This is a genomic window from Wenyingzhuangia sp. IMCC45533 (assembly GCF_054111225.1).
This window is the reverse complement of sequence record NZ_CM134197.1, coordinates 2,153,232-2,172,136: the sequence shown is the minus strand read 5'-3', so window position 1 is coordinate 2,172,136 and position 18,905 is coordinate 2,153,232. Positions and strand designations below refer to the sequence as shown.

The following is an 18,905-nucleotide window of genomic DNA, read 5'->3' as shown; positions in this document are numbered from 1 at the left end:
TGTTTGTTTTGTTGTTTACAAATTTACTAATAGTATTTAACATCTGAACCATACATTTTTTTAAGTTCAAATCAATTTTTAACCATAAAAAAAACTCATCTAAAGTAGATGAGTTTTTTTATATAGAAGCTGCTCAATATTATCTCAAGCTTGCCTCAAATTGCTTTTCAAAAGAATTCTGAAGCTTATTCATAATTTTTTCAATCTGCTTTTCTTCTAAAGTTTTATTTTCATCTTGTAATACAAAACTCATCGCGTATGATTTTTTTCCTCTAGGCAGTTTATCTCCTTCATATACGTCAAACAAGTCTACTTCTTTCAATAACTTTTTTTCAGATTGAAATGCTGCATGATATAAATCTTTAAACGCAACACTATCATCTAATAACAAAGCCAAATCTCTTTTTACTGATGGATATTTTGGTAATGGGGTTACTTTTAATTTATTGTTCTGTGAAATTTTTAGAATCGTATCCCAATTAAAATCAGCGTAAAAAACCTCTTGCTTAATTCCAAATTCTTTTAGTATTCTTGGACTGACCATCCCAACATCAACCAATTTCATTTTTCCTAAGCTCAATGTTAATCCTTCAGAAAAAACATCATTTTTAGTTGGAGTTACTTTTATATTGCTGTGCCCTAACCTTTCTAAAACTCCCGTTACAACAGCTTTTATGTAATAAAAATCTGTGCTTTGTTTTCCTGCGTTCCAAGATTCTTTATTTCTGTTACCCGATACAAATAAAGTTAGGTGCTTTTGCTCATCGTATTCAGCATTAAATTTATGATAGGTTTTCCCAAATTCGTAAAATTTAATATCGTTATTCTTTCTATTAATATTGTAAGCAACAGATTCCAAACCACTAAATAACAATGATTGTCTCATCACTGCCAAATCTCCACTTAGGGGATTTAACATTTCTACGTTGTTCTCTGCGTTTAAATTAGCAGACAAATCAATGTAAGAGGCTTTAGTTAAGGAGTTTGCCATAGTTTCGTTAAACCCTTGTACTCTCAATTGCTCAGCAACGGTATTTTCGGTTTTAACTCCATCAAATTTAGAGGATTCTATGGAAGTGTTTAGTTTATGAGAAAATTCTATATTATTGTATCCGTACACACGTAAAATTTCTTCAACTATATCAGCTTCTCTTTGTACATCAACTCTATAAGCTGGTACAACCAATCCTAAACCTCCTTCAGTTTCGCTGTTGATTTTAATCTCTAAAGAAGCCAAAATATTTTTGATAGTATCTTTAGGCAATTCTTGACCGATAACTCTTGCCACATTTTCATAAGACATAAAAACTTCAAAATCTTCAATCTTATTCGGGTAAACTACATCTACATCTGATACCGTTTTACCTCCAGCAATTTCCTCTATCAATAAAGCTGCTCTAATCAAAGCATATTTTGTTCCATTGGGATCAATTCCTCTTTCAAATCGAAAAGATGCATCTGTGTTTAATCCGTGACGTTTGGCTGTTTTACGCACAGAAACAGGATTAAAGTAAGCCGCTTCTAAAAAGACTGAGGTTGTGTTCTCTGTAACTCCAGACTCTAAACCACCTAATACTCCTGCAATACATAAAGGAGTTTCGTTTCCATCGCAAATCATTAAATCCTCACTGCTCAATGTTCGCTCCACACCATCTAAAGTGGTAAATTTGGTTCCCTCTTCTAACGTAGTAATGGTTACCTTGTTTCCTGTAATTTTATTGGCATCAAAAGCGTGTAGTGGCTGACCTAATTCGTGCAATACGTAATTGGTAATATCTACCACATTATTTAGAGGCTTAACGCCAATTGCTTTTAGTTTATTTTGTAACCACTCTGGAGAATCCGCTATTTTAACATCTGTAATTGCAACACCCGCATACTTGGGTGTCAAGTCAAAGTCTTTTACGTGAATATCAAACTTCATCAATCGTTCATATACGTGAAAGTCGCTCACAGAAGGCGAAATTAATTCTTTTTGAATTCCTTGCTGCATCAAACCTGCACGTAAATCTCTAGCCACACCTAAGTGACTCATCGCATCTGCGCGGTTAGGTGTTAAACCAATTTCAAAAACTTCGTCTATTTCAATATCAAATACTTCGGCAACAGGAGTACCAGGTACTAAATTAGCTTCCAACACCATGATTCCGTCATGACCTTTACCCAACCCTAATTCGTCCTCGGCACAGATCATTCCAAAACTCTCTTCTCCTCTAATTTTACCTTTCTTAATTTTAAATCCTTCTCCTTTATCATCATACAACACAGTACCCACAGTTGCTACAGGTACTTTCTGTCCAGCTGCAACATTAGGGGCTCCACACACTACCTGAATGGGTGTTTCACCTCCAACATTTACAGTAGTAACGCTCAGTTTATCTGCATTGGGATGTTTTTCACAAGTTAAAACTTCACCTACAACAACACCTGTCAAACTACCTTTTATAGATTCAACCTTCTCTATCCCCTCAACTTCTAAACCTAAATCGGTTAACAATTCACCAGTTTTTTCTGCTTCCCAGTCAATCTTAATAAATTGCTTTAACCAGTTGTATGATATCTTCATCTGTTCGAAATTCTTTATAAATAAGAGCGCAAATTTACAACTCTCATCTGATAATTGCGAATTAGCTTTTATGAAATTTCATCTTTAAAAATTAAGACTATCTTCTCTATTTGTTATACACTAATTGGCTGTCTTAGGTTGTCGATTATAGTTTTAACGGAAATAAAGCCAGATACAGCTTACAGCGCTCGTAATTACTGAACTTTAATCACCACTTTAAAACCGAAAATTGACCTCTAAAAATTGCAAACAACAAATTTTGCAACTGAATATTAAAAAGTTAACTTAGGATTGTAGTAGAGAAATTAACTTTCAAAATCGCGTAACTATATCCTGTTATCCATAGTCTGTTCAAAAAAACAAGTTGAGATATGAAAAGAACACTTATCAAAAAAAGAGTATCAAATTCACTATTTGTAAAGTATTTAGTTTTACTGGCCTTCTTTCTAATTCATATTAAAGGCCTCTCTCAAAAAGCAGGAAAACCCAATGTTATTTTTATTTTGGTTGATGATTTTGGATGGAATGATGTGGGATATAATGGCTCTACTTTTTACGAAACTCCAAACTTAGATAAGCTGTCTAAAGAATTTATGAGATTTGATAGGTGTTATACTCCAAGTCCTATGTGTTCCCCCACGAGGATTAGTATTATGACTGGTAAAAATCCTGCAAGGCACGGAGTTACTCAATGGCTGCCTGGTAGCGATAATTGGCCTAAACATTCGTTGGAAGAGCAAGTAGTTCTCTGTCCAAAACCTAAAAATAAAGCCATTAACGATTCCGAAGTTACCCTTGGAGAAACCTTACAAAGTTCTGGGTATGAGACTGCCTTTTATGGAAAATGGCATATGGGTAAATTCAAACTCACAGGAGGGCCAGCCAAACATGGTTTTGACAAGCAAATGGCAGTCGTAGAAGCCAACGGTTGTTCTATGTTTTATCCTTTTAGAGGACATCCACATTATTTCCCAAATGCTAAAGAGGGAGATAATTTTACAGATAAAATTACTGAGAATGCTATTAAATTTGTAGAGAAAGAACGAGACAAACCCTTCTTTTTATATTTGGCTCATTTTGCCATGCATGCCCCTATTGCTTCTAAAAAACCTGAGTTGGAAAAATTCACAAAAAAAGCTAATAAACTACCAAAGCTTACCAAGGAAGCATCTAAAATACATGATCCATATGCACATCAACCTTACAATAAACATCAAAATTCTCCAGACTATGCAGGTGAACTGGCAACTCTAGATGAAAATATAGGTAAACTGGTACAAGCTCTAAAAGACAAAAGTTTGTATGACAATACTATTATTGTGATCACGGGTGACAATGGTGGACGCACAGCATTTTTTCATTCTCCCCCTACGGCCGTTTATCCGCTTAGAGGAGGAAAGACTTTTACTTTTGAAGGAGGTTTGAGAACTCCTTTACTCATTCATTGGCCAGGAGTAACACAACCTGGAATGCAATCTGATAAAATGGTCACTAGTACCGATTTTTATCCTACCATTTTAGAAATGATAGGACTTCCTCTAAAAACTAATCAACATTTAGACGGAACTAGTCTTGTCCCCTTAATGAAGGGTAAGGAAATTGATAGAAACACTTTGTATTGGCACTTTCCACACTATCAAGGAGAAGGGAGTTATCCTAGCAGTGCCATTTGCCAAGACCAATACAAGTTAATTGTAAATTATCATCAACAAGATGTGTTACTTTTTGATGTATATAACGATATGGGAGAAACTAAAAATCTAGCTGAATTGATGCCTCAAAAGGTGGTTTTAATGAAATCGGAACTCGATAAATATTTAGCAAGCGTGGGAGCTGTCATTCCGAAACTAAATCCCAAGTTTAAAAAAGTGTTTAAATAACAAATTATTCGCGAAGATCACATAATCAACACTATTGAATTGTGGTATCTATTCAATCAAATTATAAAACATTGGACTCTTTTTTAACCTAAAAAAAGACAGCTATAGGTGTAGCTGTCTTTTTGTACTTGAATTATTTTACAAAATTGTATCCTATAAAAATCGATATCTATAAAGTGTTATCATTGCAATACTTTCATCGCTACTGATCTCACACTTTACGGCAGCACTTTTAATGTACGATGAAACGAGTTTAAATCTAAAACTTTTAGAAAGTGTGTTTGTATACAATTGCGTATGATGACCCTTTTTTTCCGAAAGAAAAATAGGTGTCCCTTTTGACTTTTCTTTTTCTAGTAAATAAATAAGAAGACAAAACACCTATGGAAGCCCCTGCCAAAACATCTTCTATAAAATGTTTTTTTACGTGTACCCTACTAAACCCTGTATATCCTGCCATAATATACATAGGTACAGCGTATTTCCAACCGTACCTCCTCTGAATAAAAGCAGCGCTTTGAAAAGTAATTGACGTGTGGGCAGAAGGAAACGACTTTAAATTTTCTCCATTAGGTCTTTCTTTTTCTATCAAAGCTTTTAACCCAAAAGTTATCGCTAGGTTTGCTGCTCCAGATTTGGCAAACATTTTACTTCCTTTAAAATCTTTTTCTAACACGGTCGTACCAAGTGCAATTACTGGTAACGAGTACAATCCGTAATCTCCAATTCTTTCGATAGCGGATTGCGCGTTTACTTTTGAATAAAAAGTAAGGGATGCTATCAGTATAAAAATTTTAAGCCTCTCCAACGGGTCCGAAATTTATTGGGTAGTCTTGTTGCTCATATTCCTTAATTTCACCTACTTGAGCCTCAAATCTGCTAATATTATCTATCAATGCTTGAGCCAACCTTTTGGCATGTTGCGGAGTTAATATAATTCTAGACTTTACTTTTGCTTTGGGTAAACCAGGCATAATATTCACAAAATCAACTACAAATTCAGAATTAGAGTGATTGATAATAGCCAAATTGGCATAGGTCCCTTCAGCAGTTTCAGGGGAAAGTTCAATATTGATATTTCCTTGTTTATCTTTTGATTGTTCCATTGTCGTTTTATTTTTAAAGTATAAAAATAGTATATAAATTTTAGTAAAAAAAAACGGACTCCATCAGGAATCCGTTCATTTTTATTTCAATGCTTAGCTTATTCTTCAATATTTGCTATGCTTTGTTCTATTTCATCTTTAGGACCTACCATAATGTTATTGTAAGCTCTCATTCCTGTACCTGCAGGAATTTTCTTACCAACAATTACATTTTCTTTCAATCCTTCTAAGTAATCTATTTTACCATTAACAGCTGCCTCATTCAACACTTTAGTTGTTTCCTGGAACGATGCTGCAGAGATAAATGATTTAGTTTGTAAAGAAGCTCTTGTAATCCCTTGTAATATTTGCGAAGCTGTTGCTGGTCTTGCATCTCTTGCTTCAATTAGCGCTTTGTCTTCGCGTTTTAATCTAGAATTTTCGTCTCTTAACTCACGAGAAGAAATAATTTGACCTGGTTTGAAGTTTTCAGAAGCTCCAGCTTCTTCAATTACTTTCATTCCATAAATCTCATCATTTTTCTCAATAAAGTCGTTTTTATGGACTAACGAGTTTTCTAAGAACAAAGTATCACCTGAGTCTATAATTCTAACTTTACGCATCATTTGACGTACAACTACCTCATAATGCTTATCGTTAATTTTCACCCCTTGTAAACGGTAAACTTCTTGAATTTCGTTTACAATATACTCTTGGACTTTTGAAGGTCCTTGGATTCTCAAAATATCTTCTGGAGTAATAGAACCATCAGATAAAGGCATTCCTGCTTTTACGTAATCATTCTCCTGTACTAAAATCTGATTGGATAGTTTGATTAAATATTTCTTAATATCACCATACTTAGATTCTACGATAATCTCACGGTTACCACGCTTGATTTTTCCAAAAGAAACAACACCGTCAGTTTCAGCAACAACTGCTGGGTTAGATGGGTTACGAGCTTCAAATAATTCCGTTACACGAGGTAAACCTCCTGTAATATCCCCCGCTTTACCAGACTTACGAGGAATTTTAACCAATGTTTTACCTACTTCTATAGCTTCTCCATCTTCTACCATTAAGTGTGCTCCTAGTGGTAAAGAGTAAGATCTTTGAGTATTTCCATCAGCATCCTGAATTAATAATGCAGGTATTTTCTTTTTATCTTTAGATTCTGTAATTACTCTTTCTTGGAAACCTGTTTGTTCATCTATTTCTACAGAGAAGTTTGTTCCTTGTTCTAAATCTTCAAAGGCAATTTTACCTCCAAATTCAGAAACAATTACTCCGTTAAATGGATCCCATTGACAGATAGCATCTCCTTTGTTAATAGAAGTTTGTCCATTTACAAAGATATAAGAACCGTAAGGGATTACTGTATTACTAAGAACAGTACCAATTTTATCATCTAAGATTTTAGCTTCAGCAGTACGAGAAATCACAATTTCTACTGGTTCTCCTTGAGGATTTTTACCTTGTACGGTTACCAAATCATCAATTACTAACTTACCACTGAATTTAGCCGTTAATTTGTTGTCTTCGGATATGTTTCCTGCAACCCCTCCAACGTGGAACGTACGTAGTGTTAACTGTGTACCAGGTTCTCCAATAGATTGTGCAGCAATAACTCCAACTGATTCTCCTATTTGAACCATGTTTCTTGAAGACATAGATTGACCATAACACTTAGAACAGATACCTCTCTTCGTTTCGCACGTTAGTGGTGATCTTACTTCAACTGTATCTAAACCTGAAGCTTCTATTACAGCAGCTAATTCTTCTGTAATCTCTGCCCCCGCAGGAACTAAAACTTCGTGCTTTACAGGATCTTTAATATCGTGTAATGCAACACGTCCCGCAATACGCTCACTTAATGGCTCAACAATTTCATCATTCTTTTTTAATGGAGATACTTCTAAACCTCTTAAAGTACCACAATCAAATTCGTTGATAATTACATCTTGTGCAACATCTACCAAACGACGTGTTAAATAACCAGCATCGGCAGTCTTTAAGGCTGTATCGGCAAGACCTTTACGAGCACCGTGCGTAGAAATAAAATATTCTAAAATTGATAAACCTTCCTTAAAGTTAGATAAAATTGGGTTTTCAATAATTTCTCCTCCTGATGCAGTAGACTTCTTAGGCTTAGCCATCAATCCACGCATTCCTGTTAACTGACGAATCTGCTCTTTAGAACCACGGGCTCCAGAATCAAGCATCATGTATACAGAGTTGAATCCTTGTTGATCTTCACGCAAACGTTTCATGGACAGTTCTGTCAATTGATTGTTTGTAGATCCCCATATATCAATAACCTGGTTGTAACGTTCTTTGTTCGTTAACATACCCATATTATAGTTTTGAATAATTACATCTACCTCTGCGTTGGCATCAGCAATCATTTGCTTCTTTTCTGCAGGGATAATAATATCTCCTAAAGAGAAAGATAATCCTCCACGGAATGCAAATCCAAATCCTAAATTTTTGATGTCATCTAAGAATTTACCTGTAGTAGGAATGTCAGTTGCTTTTAAAACCTTAGCAATAATTCCTCTTAAAGATTTCTTAGTTAATACTTCATTAATGTAACCCGCTGCAGCTGGTACGTGTTCGTTAAACAACACTCTACCTACTGTAGTTTCTATAATTTTAGTTACTTGCTCTCCGTTCTCGTCAATATCTTGAGTTCTAACTCTAATTCCAGCATTTAAGTCAATTGCTTTTTCGTTAAAAGCAATTGTTACTTCTTCTGGTGAATAGAAAGTTAGCCCTTGACCTTTAACAGTGTACTGTTCATCAGTAACACGTAACTTGGTCATGTAATAAAGACCTAATACCATATCCTGAGAAGGTACTGTAATAGGAGCCCCATTAGCAGGGTTTAAGATAGAATGAGATCCTAACAACAACATTTGAGCTTCTAAAATAGCTTCTGGTCCTAATGGCAAGTGAACGGCCATCTGGTCACCATCAAAATCGGCGTTAAAGGCAGAACATACTAATGGATGTAATTGTATTGCTTTTCCTTCTATTAATTTAGGTTGAAAAGCTTGGATTCCTAAACGGTGTAATGTAGGGGCACGGTTTAATAAAACTGGGTGACCTTTAATTACATTTTCTAAAATATCCCATACGACTGGTTCCTTTTTATCTATAATTTTCTTAGCAGATTTTACTGTTTTTACAACACCACGCTCAATTAATTTACGAATGATAAATGGTTTGTACAATTCAGCTGCCATGTCTTTTGGCAATCCACATTCAGACAATTTCATGGTAGGTCCAACAACAATTACCGAACGAGCAGAATAATCCACACGTTTACCTAATAGGTTTTGACGGAAACGCCCTTGTTTACCTTTTAAAGAGTCTGATAAAGACTTTAACGGTCTGTTAGATTCTGTTTTTACTGCTGATGATTTACGTGTGTTATCAAACAATGAATCTACTGATTCTTGCAACATACGTTTTTCATTACGCAAAATAACTTCTGGAGCTTGAATTTCTACCAAACGCTTTAAACGATTGTTACGAATAATGACACGACGGTATAAATCATTCAAATCAGAAGTTGCAAAACGACCTCCATCTAACGGTACTAAAGGACGTAATTCTGGTGGAATTACTGGAATGGCCTTTAATATCATCCAAGATGGGTTGTTTTCTCTATTTTTTTGAGATTCACGGAAAGCTTCTACAACATTCAAACGCTTTAAAGCTTCTGTTTTACGTTGCTTAGAAGTTTCTGTATTTGCTTTGTGTCTTAATTCATAAGATAAAGAGTCTAAATCAATACGATCTAACAACTCAATTAAACACTCCGCTCCCATTTTAGCAATAAATTTGTTTGGATCTTCGTCGTCCAAATATCTATTCTCTAAGGGTACTGTTTCTAATATATCTAAGTATTCTTCTTCAGTTAAGAAATCCATTTTTTGTAATGGAGTTCCGTCTAACTGAGTAGCTGTACCTGGTTGAATTACTACGTATCTTTCGTAGTAAATAATCATATCTAACTTTTTAGATGGCAACCCTAAAAGGTAACCCATTTTGTTAGGTAATGATCTAAAGTACCAAATATGAGCAATTGGCACCACTAAATTAATGTGACCAACTCTATCTCTACGTACTTTCTTTTCTGTTACTTCTACACCACAACGATCACACACGATACCTTTGTAACGAATTCTTTTGTACTTACCACAAGCACATTCAAAATCTTTAATAGGTCCAAAGATTCGCTCACAAAATAAACCATCTCTTTCTGGTTTGTGTGTACGGTAGTTGATTGTTTCTGGCTTTAACACCTCTCCGTGAGAAGCCTCTAAAATAGACTCTGGAGATGCTAAACCAATAGAAATTTTTTCAAACTTCTTTTGCGTAGGGTTTTTATCGTTATTTCTTGCCATGATTTCTTTTTTAGTCTTTAGTACTAAGTATAAAGTAGTGAGTTTTAAAACTCATTATTCTATACTATTTACTTAATACTCAGTTATTCTTCTAATCTTACGTCTAATCCTAAACCTTTCAATTCATGCATTAATACATTGAATGATTCTGGTAAACCAGGTTCTGGCATCGGCTCTCCTTTTACGATTGCTTCGTAAGTTTTAGCTCTACCAATAACGTCATCAGATTTAACTGTTAAAATTTCTCGTAAAATACTAGATGCTCCATAAGCCTCTAATGCCCATACTTCCATCTCTCCAAAACGTTGACCTCCAAATTGAGCTTTACCTCCTAATGGCTGTTGAGTAATTAAAGAGTACGGTCCAATAGAACGTGCGTGCATCTTGTCATCAATCATGTGACCTAATTTGATCATATAAATTACACCTACTGTTGCAGGTTGATCAAAACGTTCTCCTGTTCCTCCATCGTATAAGTAAGTGTGTCCAAATCTTGGAATACCTGCCTCATCGGTAAGCTCGTTAATTTGATCTAGCTTAGCTCCATCAAAAATTGGTGTTGCATACTTCTGATCTAATTTTTGACCTGCCCAACCTAATACAGTTTCGTAAATCTGTCCAATGTTCATACGCGATGGTACCCCTAATGGATTCAATACAATATCAACAGGTGTTCCGTCTTCTAAGAAAGGCATTTCTTCTTGACGTACGATACGAGCAACAATACCTTTGTTACCGTGACGTCCTGCCATTTTATCACCTACTTTTAACTTACGTTTTTTAGCGATGTAAATCTTAGCCAACTTTAATACTCCTGCTGGCAATTCATCTCCAATAGTAATGGCAAACTTTTTACGTCTTAGGGCACCCTGTAGGTCACTTACTTTAATTTTGTAATTGTGAATTAATTCAGCTACCAAATTATTTAAGTGATCGTCTGTAGTCCAAGCTCCTTTAGTTAAATGCGTAAAGTCTGTAACAGAGTTTAACATTTTTAAAGTATACTTTTTACCTTTAGGGAACACTTCTTCACCTAAATCATTCTGAACACCCTGAGAGGTTTTTCCAGCAATTAATGCGAATAATTTCTCAATCAAAGCATCTTTTAAAGATTCAAAGTCATGTGTAAACTGAGCTTCTAATGCTTCAATTTGCTCCTTGTCTCTTACTCTCTTAGATTTATCTTTAACTGCTTTCTTAAATAATTTTTTACCAATTACAACTCCTCTTAAAGATGGAGAAGCTTTTAAAGAAGCATCTTTCACATCTCCCGCTTTGTCTCCAAAGATGGCACGTAATAATTTTTCTTCTGGTGTCGGATCTGATTCACCTTTTGGAGTAATCTTACCTATTAAGATATCTCCAGGCTTTACTTCAGCACCGATACGAATCATTCCGTTTTCGTCTAGATCTTTTGTAGCTTCTTCGGAAACGTTTGGAATATCGTTTGTTAATTCTTCAGCTCCTAATTTAGTATCTCTAACATCTAAAGAATACTCATCAATATGAATAGAAGTAAAAATATCTTCTCTTACTACTTTTTCAGAAATTACAATCGCATCCTCAAAGTTGTAACCCTGCCATGGCATAAAGGCTACTTTCATATTACGTCCTAAAGCTAATTCACCCTTTTGAGTTGCATAACCTTCACATAATACTTGTCCTTCACTAACCACATCACCAACTTTTACAATTGGCTTTAAGTTGATAGAAGTACCTTGGTTTGTTTTTCTAAACTTAATTAAGTCATAAGAAACTTCGTTAGAATCAAAACTTACTGAAGCTTCTTCATCAGTTCTTTCGTAACGAATGGTAATTTTATTAGCATCTACATAAATTACCTCTCCTGTTCCTTCTGCGTTGATTAAGATTCTTGAATCTTTAGCAACTCTTCTCTCTAATCCTGTTCCTACAATAGGAGATTCTGGACGTAATAATGGTACAGCCTGACGCATCATGTTAGATCCCATCAAGGCACGGTTAGCATCATCATGTTCCAAGAAAGGAATTAAAGAAGCAGAAATAGAGGCAATCTGGTTAGGAGATACATCCATGTAATCTATATCTTGTGGCGTTACCACAGGATAATCAGCCTCTTCACGAGCGATTACTTTCTCTAAATTTATTTGTCCATTATCTGCAATATCAATATTTGACTGTGCAAACTTCATTCCTTCTTCTTCCTCAGCACTTAAATAGATAGGAGCATCAACAATGTTAACTTTTCCTTCTTCTACTTTGTGGTAAGCAGTTTCTATAAATCCTAAATTGTTCACTTTTGCGTATACTGCTAAAGATGAAATTAATCCAATGTTTGGACCTTCAGGAGTTTCAATAGGACATAAACGACCGTAGTGAGTATAGTGAACATCACGAACCTCAAAACCAGCTCTTTCTCTAGATAAACCTCCAGGTCCTAATGCTGATAATCTACGTTTGTGAGTAATCTCTGCTAATGGATTGGTTTGATCCATAAACTGAGATAACTGATTGGTTCCAAAGAATGAGTTAATTACAGAGGACAAAGTCTTTGCGTTAATTAAGTCAATTGGAGTAAACACCTCATTGTCACGTACATTCATACGTTCTCTAATGGTACGAGCCATACGAGACAAACCAACTCCAAACTGAGCTGCTAATTGTTCCCCTACTGTACGTACACGTCTATTAGATAAATGGTCAATATCATCAATCTCCGCTTTTGAGTTTACCAACTCAATTAAGTTTTTGATAATAGTGATAATATCATTTTTAGTTAAAACTTTTTCATCTAAAGATTCGTTAAGTCCTAACTTTTTGTTCATTCTAAAACGACCAACTTCACCTAAGTTGTAACGTTGCTCTGAGAAGAATAATTTATCAATAATTCCTCTTGCAGTCTCCTCATCTGGCGGCTCAGCGTTACGTAATTGTCTATAGATATGCTCTACAGCTTCTTTCTCTGAGTTGGTTGGATCTTTTTGTAATGTATTGTGGATAATTGCATAATCTCCACTTTCATTATCTTCTCTATGTAATAAAATTGTTTTTACACCTGTTTCTACAATTTCATCAATATGCTCTTTTTCTAAAATAGTGTCACGGTCAAATACAATCTCGTTACGCTCTATAGAAACAACTTCACCTGTGTCTTCATCTACAAAGTCCTCAAACCATGTTCTTAATACACGAGCAGCTAATTTTCTTCCTAATACTTTCTTTAATCCAGACTTAGAAACTTTTACTTCTTCTGCTAAGTCAAAAATTTCTAAAATATCCTTATCTCTTTCATATCCAATTGCACGGAATAAAGTAGTAACAGGTAATTTTTTCTTTCTATCAATGTAAGCATACATTACTTGATTGATATCGGTAGCAAATTCTATCCAAGATCCTTTAAAAGGAATTACTCTTGCAGAATATAATTTTGTACCGTTAGCATGGAAAGATTGTCCAAAGAATACTCCCGGAGAACGGTGTAGCTGAGAAACGATTACACGTTCTGCACCGTTAATAATAAAAGTACCGGAGTTAGTCATGTAAGGAATAGTACCTAAGTACACATCTTGCACAATAGTCTCAAAATCCTCATGTTCAGGATCTGTACAATATAATTTTAATCTTGCCTTTAAAGGTAAACTATAAGTTAAACCACGCTCAATACACTCTTCTAGTGAATATCTAGGTGGATCAACAAAGTAGTCTAAAAATTCTAACACAAAGTTGTTACGTGTGTCAGTAATTGGAAAATTGTCCATGAAAGTTTTATACAAACCTTCATCGCTTCTTTCGTCAGCCTTAGTTTTCAACTGGAAAAAGTCTTGGAAAGACTTAATCTGAATATCTAAAAAGTCCGGATATTCTGTACTTAGTTTGGCTGAAGCAAAGTTAACTCTTGTATTATTTTTCGTTGCCAAAGGTGAAAAAATTTAAGTGAATTAATAATTCTTATTCTCTTTTTGTAAGCATTTTTTTGAGCGATAAATAACAAACTATTTAAACGCAAAAAATGGTTTAGGTCTTTCCTTTACAGGATTGACCTAAACCTATTTGGTTTGGTGTAGTAAAAATTACTTTAATTCTACAGATGCACCAACTTCTTCTAATGAAGTTTTAATTCCTTCAGCTTCTTCTTTAGAGATAGCTTCTTTAATGTTAGATGGAGTTCCATCAACTAAAGCCTTAGCTTCTTTTAATCCTAAACCTGTTAATTCTTTAACAGCTTTAACTACTTTTAATTTAGAAGCTCCAGCATCAGTTAAAACAACGTCAAATTCTGTTTTTTCTTCAGCAGCTTCACCACCTCCAGCAGCACCTCCTACAACAACTGCAGCAGCTGGCTCAATACCGTACTCATCTTTTAAGATAGTAGCTAATTCATTTACTTCTTTAACTGTTAAGTTAACTAATTGTTCTGCGAAATCTTTTAATTCTGCCATTTTGGTAATTTTTGTACGTTAATTAAAACGTGAATTGTATTATAATTTATTTGTGCGCGTAATTATTCTGCAGCTTCTTCAGTAGCTTCTACTGTTTCCCCTGCTTTGTCTGTACGTTCTTCATTCGTTAACGCTGAAACAACGTTTTTGATTGGAGACTGTAAGATAGTGATGATGTCACCAATTAACTCTTCTTTAGACTTAATAGCTACTAAAGCAGGTAATTGATCTGCACCAACATAAACTTCATCAGCAATAAAAGCTCCTTTTAAAAGAGGTTTCTCACCTTTGGTTTTCTTTAAGAAATCTTGCATTACTTTTGCCGGAGCGTTTGCTACATCAGCGTAGAATACAGAAGTATTTCCTTTTAATGTTGATGGTAAATCACCAAAGTCTTTTTCAGACTTTTCCATTGCTTTTTCTAGCAATGTATTCTTAACTACAGATAATTTAATATCTTGCTTAAAACAAGCTCTTCTTAAGTCAGAAGTGTTAGCAGCATCTAATCCTGATATATCAGCTAAATAGATTACTGAGTTTTCCTCTAATTGGCTTGTTAAATCTTCAATTACTTGAAATTTTTCTTCTCTTGTCATTGTGTATGAGTTTTAACAGCTAATTAAAGCGATTTTAAATCTAACTGAACTGAAGGAGACTGAGTACTAGAAATGAAAGCACTCTTAATATAAGTTCCTTTAGCAGCAGTAGGCTTTAACTTAATAATAGTTTGAATTAATTCGTTAGCATTTTCTTCGATTTTTTGAGCATCGAAAGACACTTTTCCAACTGCAGCATGTACAATTCCTGTCTTATCTACTTTAAAATCAATTTTACCAGCTTTTACTTCATTTACTGCTTTTGCAATATCCATAGTAACTGTACCTGTCTTAGGGTTAGGCATTAATCCTCTTGGCCCTAAAACACGTCCTAACGGTCCTAATTTACCCATACAAGATGGCATCGTGATGATTACATCAACATCTGTCCAACCTGATTTGATTTTTGCTAAGTACTCATCTAATCCAACGTAATCTGCACCCGCTTCTTTCGCTTCTGCTTCTTTATCTGGAGTTACCAATGCTAATACTTTCACATCTTTTCCTGTTCCGTGCGGTAACGTTACTACTCCACGAACCATTTGATTTGCTTTTCTAGGATCTACTCCTAAACGGATAGCTAAGTCTACAGATGCATCAAAATTTGCACTTGTAATTTCCTTAACTAAAGATGATGCTTCATTCAAAGAATAAACTTTAGAACTGTCAATCTTAGCGTTAGCTTCCTTTTGCTTTTTTGTTAATTTTGCCATGTTTACTTTCGTTTATTGATTAAAATGGAGCGTCTCCGCTAACTGTTATACCCATTGATCTTGCAGTACCTGCAACCATTTTCATACCTGACTCTACTGTAAAAGCATTTAAGTCTGGCATTTTGTCTTCTGCGATTGCTTTCACCTGGTCCCAAGTTATACTTGCAACTTTTTTACGGTTAGGCTCTCCTGACCCTCCTTTAATTTTTGCAGCTTCTAATATTTGAACTGCAGCTGGTGGAGTTTTAACAACAAACTCAAAAGATTTATCAGAGTATACAGTAATTGCAACTGGTAAAACCTTCCCTTGTTTGTCTTGAGTTCTAGCATTAAACTGCTTACAGAACTCCATAATGTTAACTCCGGCAGCACCTAAAGCAGGACCTACTGGTGGTGAAGGATTTGCTTGCCCTCCCTTAACCTGTAACTTTACAATCTTACTTACTTCTTTTGCCATTTTTAATATAAAATTAAATTAAACTTTGTGTTATTATTGGAAGCAAACACAAAATTAAATTGTAACATTCTTTACTTATGATATTTTATCAACTTGCATGTAATTTAGTTCTAGTGGCGTTTTTCTACCGAAAATCTTCACCATCACTTCAAGCTTTCTCTTTTCTTCGTGAATAGCCTCTATAGTACCGTCAAACCCGTTGAACGGACCATCTATTACTTTCACAGTTTCTCCAATTGTATATGGAATTGCAATATTAAAGTCTGGTTGCACTGTTAATTCGTCAACCTTACCTAACATTCTGTTTATTTCGCTTTTACGCATTGGTACTGGATCCCCTCCTTTGGTTTCTCCTAAAAAACCAATAACTCCTGTTACAGCTTTTATTACGTGAGGAACTTCACCAGATAAATTTGCTTCGACCATTACATAACCAGGAAAATACACGCGTTCACGTGTAGATTTCTTTCCATTACGCACTTGAACAACTTTTTCTGTTGGCACTAACACCTGATCTACGTAATCGGACAAACCTAAACGCGAAATCTCATTTTCTATATAAGTTTTCACCTTGTTTTCCTGACCACCAATAGCCCTTACTACATACCATTTCTTTACAGAATCAGCCATAATCTAATTTATCTTCTTATAAAACATTAAAAAAACCTTCTAAGGCTTCTTGAAAAACTTGATCTACCAAAAACACAGTGATAGCAAAAATGATGGTAAAAATGGCTACAACCACAGTAGATTTCTGTGCTTCTTCCTTTGATATCCAAGTCATTTCGTCTTTCAGCTCCGAAAATGATGATTTAATGTAATTAATAATATTCATTCTATTCTCTTAAAAAGTCGTGCAAAGATATAAAATTATTCAAAAGATGAATAATTTTATATCTTTTTTTAACTTTGATTGGTAAAAAAAGGAATTATATAAAAATATAATTCCTTTTTTTAGTGTTTGCACGGGCGGAGAGACTCGAACTCCCGACACCTGGTTTTGGAGACCAGTGCTCTACCAACTGAGCTACGCCCGTAAATAAGGAGCTTAAAACATAAAAGTTTTAAGCTCCTTTATATAAATAAATCTTACTGTTTACTATAAGATTTCAGTTACCTGACCAGCTCCTACTGTTCTACCTCCTTCACGGATTGCAAAACGTAAACCTACGTTCATTGCAATTGGAGAATGTAAGTCAACAGTAATTGTTAAGTTATCACCTGGCATTACCATTTCAACTCCATCAGGTAAGTTAATAGTACCTGTTACGTCAGTTGTACGTACGTAGAACTGTGGACGGTAGTTGTTGTGGAATGGAGTGTGACGTCCACCTTCTTCTTTCTTTAAGATATAAACCTCAGCTTTAAATTTATCATGTGGAGTTACAGAACCTGGCTTACAGATTACCATTCCTCTTTTGATTTGAGATTTTTCAATACCTCTCAATAAGATACCTACGTTATCCCCAGCTTCACCTCTATCTAATATTTTACGGAACATCTCAACTCCTGTAATTGTAGAAGTTAATTTTTCAGCTCCCATACCAATAATATCAACACTTTCACCTGTTAATGCAACTCCAGTTTCGATACGTCCTGTAGCAACAGTACCACGACCTGTAATAGAGAATACATCTTCAATTGGCATTAAGAAATCTTTATCAACTTCTCTTGTTGGCTCTTCAATCCAAGCATCAACAGCAGCCATTAATTCAACAATACTTTCAACCCATTTCGGATCGTCGTTTAATCCACCTAAAGCAGATCCTTGAATTACTGGAGTGTTATCACCATCATAGTCATAGAAAGATAATAAATCACGAACTTCCATGTCTACTAACTCTAATAACTCTTCATCATCAACCATATCAACTTTGTTTAAGAAAACAACGATACGAGGAATTCCTACCTGACGACCTAATAAGATGTGCTCACGAGTTTGTGGCATTGGTCCATCAGTTGCAGCAACTACTAAAATAGCACCATCCATTTGAGCAGCACCAGTTACCATGTTCTTCACATAATCGGCGTGACCAGGACAGTCAACATGAGCGTAGTGACGATTTTCAGTTTCGTACTCTACGTGAGAAGTGTTAATTGTAATACCTCTCTCTTTTTCTTCTGGAGCATTATCGATAGTATCGAAATCTCTTACTTCTGCACCAGTAATTTTAGCTAATACAGTAGTAATAGCAGCAGTTAAAGTAGTTTTACCGTGGTCAACGTGTCCGATTGTACCGATGTTTAAGTGCGGTTTCGAACGGTCAAATGTTTCCTTTGCCATGATTATTAATTTTAATTCTTAGTTATATAATTAGTGTTTATTTTAAAAACCTTTTTGTTTGAGCCAATGACGGGATTTGAACCCGTGACCTCATCCCTACCAAGGATGCGCTCTACCAACTGAGCTACACCGGCTTGGTTTTTTTTTGAGCGAGAGACCGGGTTCGAACCGGCGACATTCAGCTTGGAAGGCTGACGCTCTACCAACTGAGCTACTCTCGCATTTTACTGATTCTACATCAGAAGGAACTTAATTTATATTAAGCCTTGTCTGTGGTGAGAGAAGGATTCGAACCTTCGAAGACATAGTCAGCGGATTTACAGTCCGCCCTCGTTGGCCACTTGAGTATCTCACCAATCCAATAATTTAAAAGAACGCTTTCTTTTGGAGCCGATAATAGGACTCGAACCTACGACCTGCTGATTACAAATCAGCTGCTCTAGCCAGCTGAGCTATATCGGCTTTTTTAACTTGGCAACTGTTTTCAAAAAAAA

General features: G+C 35.2%; 13 protein-coding genes and 5 tRNA genes. 1 reads left to right on the top strand and 17 read right to left on the bottom strand.

Annotated elements, in window-relative coordinates:
* Positions 1 to 139: 139 nt before the first annotated feature.
* The gene (pheT, locus tag ACXGQW_RS09605) at positions 140 to 2,566 is read right to left on the bottom strand and encodes a phenylalanine--tRNA ligase subunit beta (RefSeq protein WP_457822327.1); all 2,427 of its coding nucleotides are present in this window, start codon (positions 2,564 to 2,566) and stop codon (positions 140 to 142) included.
* A gap of 371 nt (positions 2,567 to 2,937) precedes the next feature.
* Here pheT and ACXGQW_RS09600 point away from each other — a divergent pair, with 371 nt between their 5' ends.
* On the top strand, positions 2,938 to 4,446 hold the full coding sequence (locus tag ACXGQW_RS09600) for a sulfatase (protein ID WP_457822325.1): 1,509 nt from the start codon (positions 2,938 to 2,940) through the stop codon (positions 4,444 to 4,446).
* Between the two features lie 268 nt (positions 4,447 to 4,714).
* On the opposite strand, the gene ACXGQW_RS09595 is transcribed toward ACXGQW_RS09600, so the two are convergent.
* The 16 genes from ACXGQW_RS09595 to ACXGQW_RS09520 all read right to left on the bottom strand — a co-directional run bounded on the left by ACXGQW_RS09595 (position 4,715) and on the right by ACXGQW_RS09520 (position 18,873).
* Positions 4,715 to 5,254, bottom strand: coding sequence for a phosphatase PAP2 family protein (locus tag ACXGQW_RS09595; RefSeq protein ID WP_457822323.1), 540 nt, complete (start codon positions 5,252 to 5,254; stop codon positions 4,715 to 4,717).
* A complete protein-coding gene (locus tag ACXGQW_RS09590) occupies positions 5,241 to 5,552 on the bottom strand; it encodes a DUF3467 domain-containing protein (protein ID WP_457822321.1) in 312 nt (103 codons plus the stop codon). The genes ACXGQW_RS09595 and ACXGQW_RS09590 overlap by 14 nt, the downstream gene beginning before the upstream one ends.
* Before the next feature lie 98 nt (positions 5,553 to 5,650).
* Positions 5,651 to 9,943, bottom strand: a complete 4,293-nt coding sequence (rpoC, locus tag ACXGQW_RS09585) for a DNA-directed RNA polymerase subunit beta' (RefSeq protein WP_457822319.1) — start codon at positions 9,941 to 9,943, stop codon at positions 5,651 to 5,653.
* An 83-nt stretch (positions 9,944 to 10,026) separates the two neighbouring features.
* Positions 10,027 to 13,839 (bottom strand): DNA-directed RNA polymerase subunit beta, encoded by a 3,813-nt coding sequence (gene rpoB, locus ACXGQW_RS09580; protein WP_457822317.1) that lies wholly within the window; start codon positions 13,837 to 13,839, stop codon positions 10,027 to 10,029.
* A 153-nt stretch (positions 13,840 to 13,992) separates the two neighbouring features.
* Positions 13,993 to 14,361, bottom strand: coding sequence for a 50S ribosomal protein L7/L12 (rplL, locus tag ACXGQW_RS09575; RefSeq protein WP_457822315.1), 369 nt, complete (start codon positions 14,359 to 14,361; stop codon positions 13,993 to 13,995).
* A gap of 62 nt (positions 14,362 to 14,423) precedes the next feature.
* Positions 14,424 to 14,957 (bottom strand): 50S ribosomal protein L10, encoded by a 534-nt coding sequence (rplJ, locus tag ACXGQW_RS09570; protein ID WP_457822313.1) that lies wholly within the window; start codon positions 14,955 to 14,957, stop codon positions 14,424 to 14,426.
* Between the two features lie 23 nt (positions 14,958 to 14,980).
* Positions 14,981 to 15,670 carry a 50S ribosomal protein L1 gene (gene rplA, locus ACXGQW_RS09565; protein ID WP_457822311.1) on the bottom strand — a complete coding sequence of 230 codons (690 nt, stop codon included), beginning with the start codon at positions 15,668 to 15,670 and terminating at the stop codon, positions 14,981 to 14,983.
* A 19-nt stretch (positions 15,671 to 15,689) separates the two neighbouring features.
* A complete protein-coding gene (gene rplK, locus ACXGQW_RS09560) occupies positions 15,690 to 16,127 on the bottom strand; it encodes a 50S ribosomal protein L11 (protein WP_457822309.1) in 438 nt (145 codons plus the stop codon).
* A gap of 75 nt (positions 16,128 to 16,202) precedes the next feature.
* A complete protein-coding gene (gene nusG / locus ACXGQW_RS09555; protein WP_457822307.1) occupies positions 16,203 to 16,757 on the bottom strand; it encodes a transcription termination/antitermination protein NusG in 555 nt (184 codons plus the stop codon).
* A 16-nt stretch (positions 16,758 to 16,773) separates the two neighbouring features.
* Positions 16,774 to 16,962: a preprotein translocase subunit SecE gene (secE, locus tag ACXGQW_RS09550; RefSeq protein ID WP_457822305.1), complete on the bottom strand. Its 189-nt coding sequence runs from the start codon at positions 16,960 to 16,962 to the stop codon at positions 16,774 to 16,776.
* Positions 16,963 to 17,091: 129 nt separating this feature from the next.
* Positions 17,092 to 17,164 (bottom strand) — tRNA-Trp (locus ACXGQW_RS09545).
* Between the two features lie 62 nt (positions 17,165 to 17,226).
* A complete protein-coding gene (tuf, locus tag ACXGQW_RS09540; protein WP_457822303.1) occupies positions 17,227 to 18,411 on the bottom strand; it encodes an elongation factor Tu in 1,185 nt (394 codons plus the stop codon).
* 61 nt (positions 18,412 to 18,472) lie between these two features.
* Positions 18,473 to 18,545 (bottom strand) — tRNA-Thr (locus ACXGQW_RS09535).
* 14 nt (positions 18,546 to 18,559) lie between these two features.
* Positions 18,560 to 18,632, bottom strand: a tRNA-Gly gene (locus ACXGQW_RS09530).
* A gap of 52 nt (positions 18,633 to 18,684) precedes the next feature.
* Positions 18,685 to 18,766, bottom strand: a tRNA-Tyr gene (locus tag ACXGQW_RS09525).
* A 30-nt stretch (positions 18,767 to 18,796) separates the two neighbouring features.
* Positions 18,797 to 18,873: transfer RNA gene (locus ACXGQW_RS09520), tRNA-Thr, on the bottom strand.
* Positions 18,874 to 18,905: the final 32 nt, after the last annotated feature.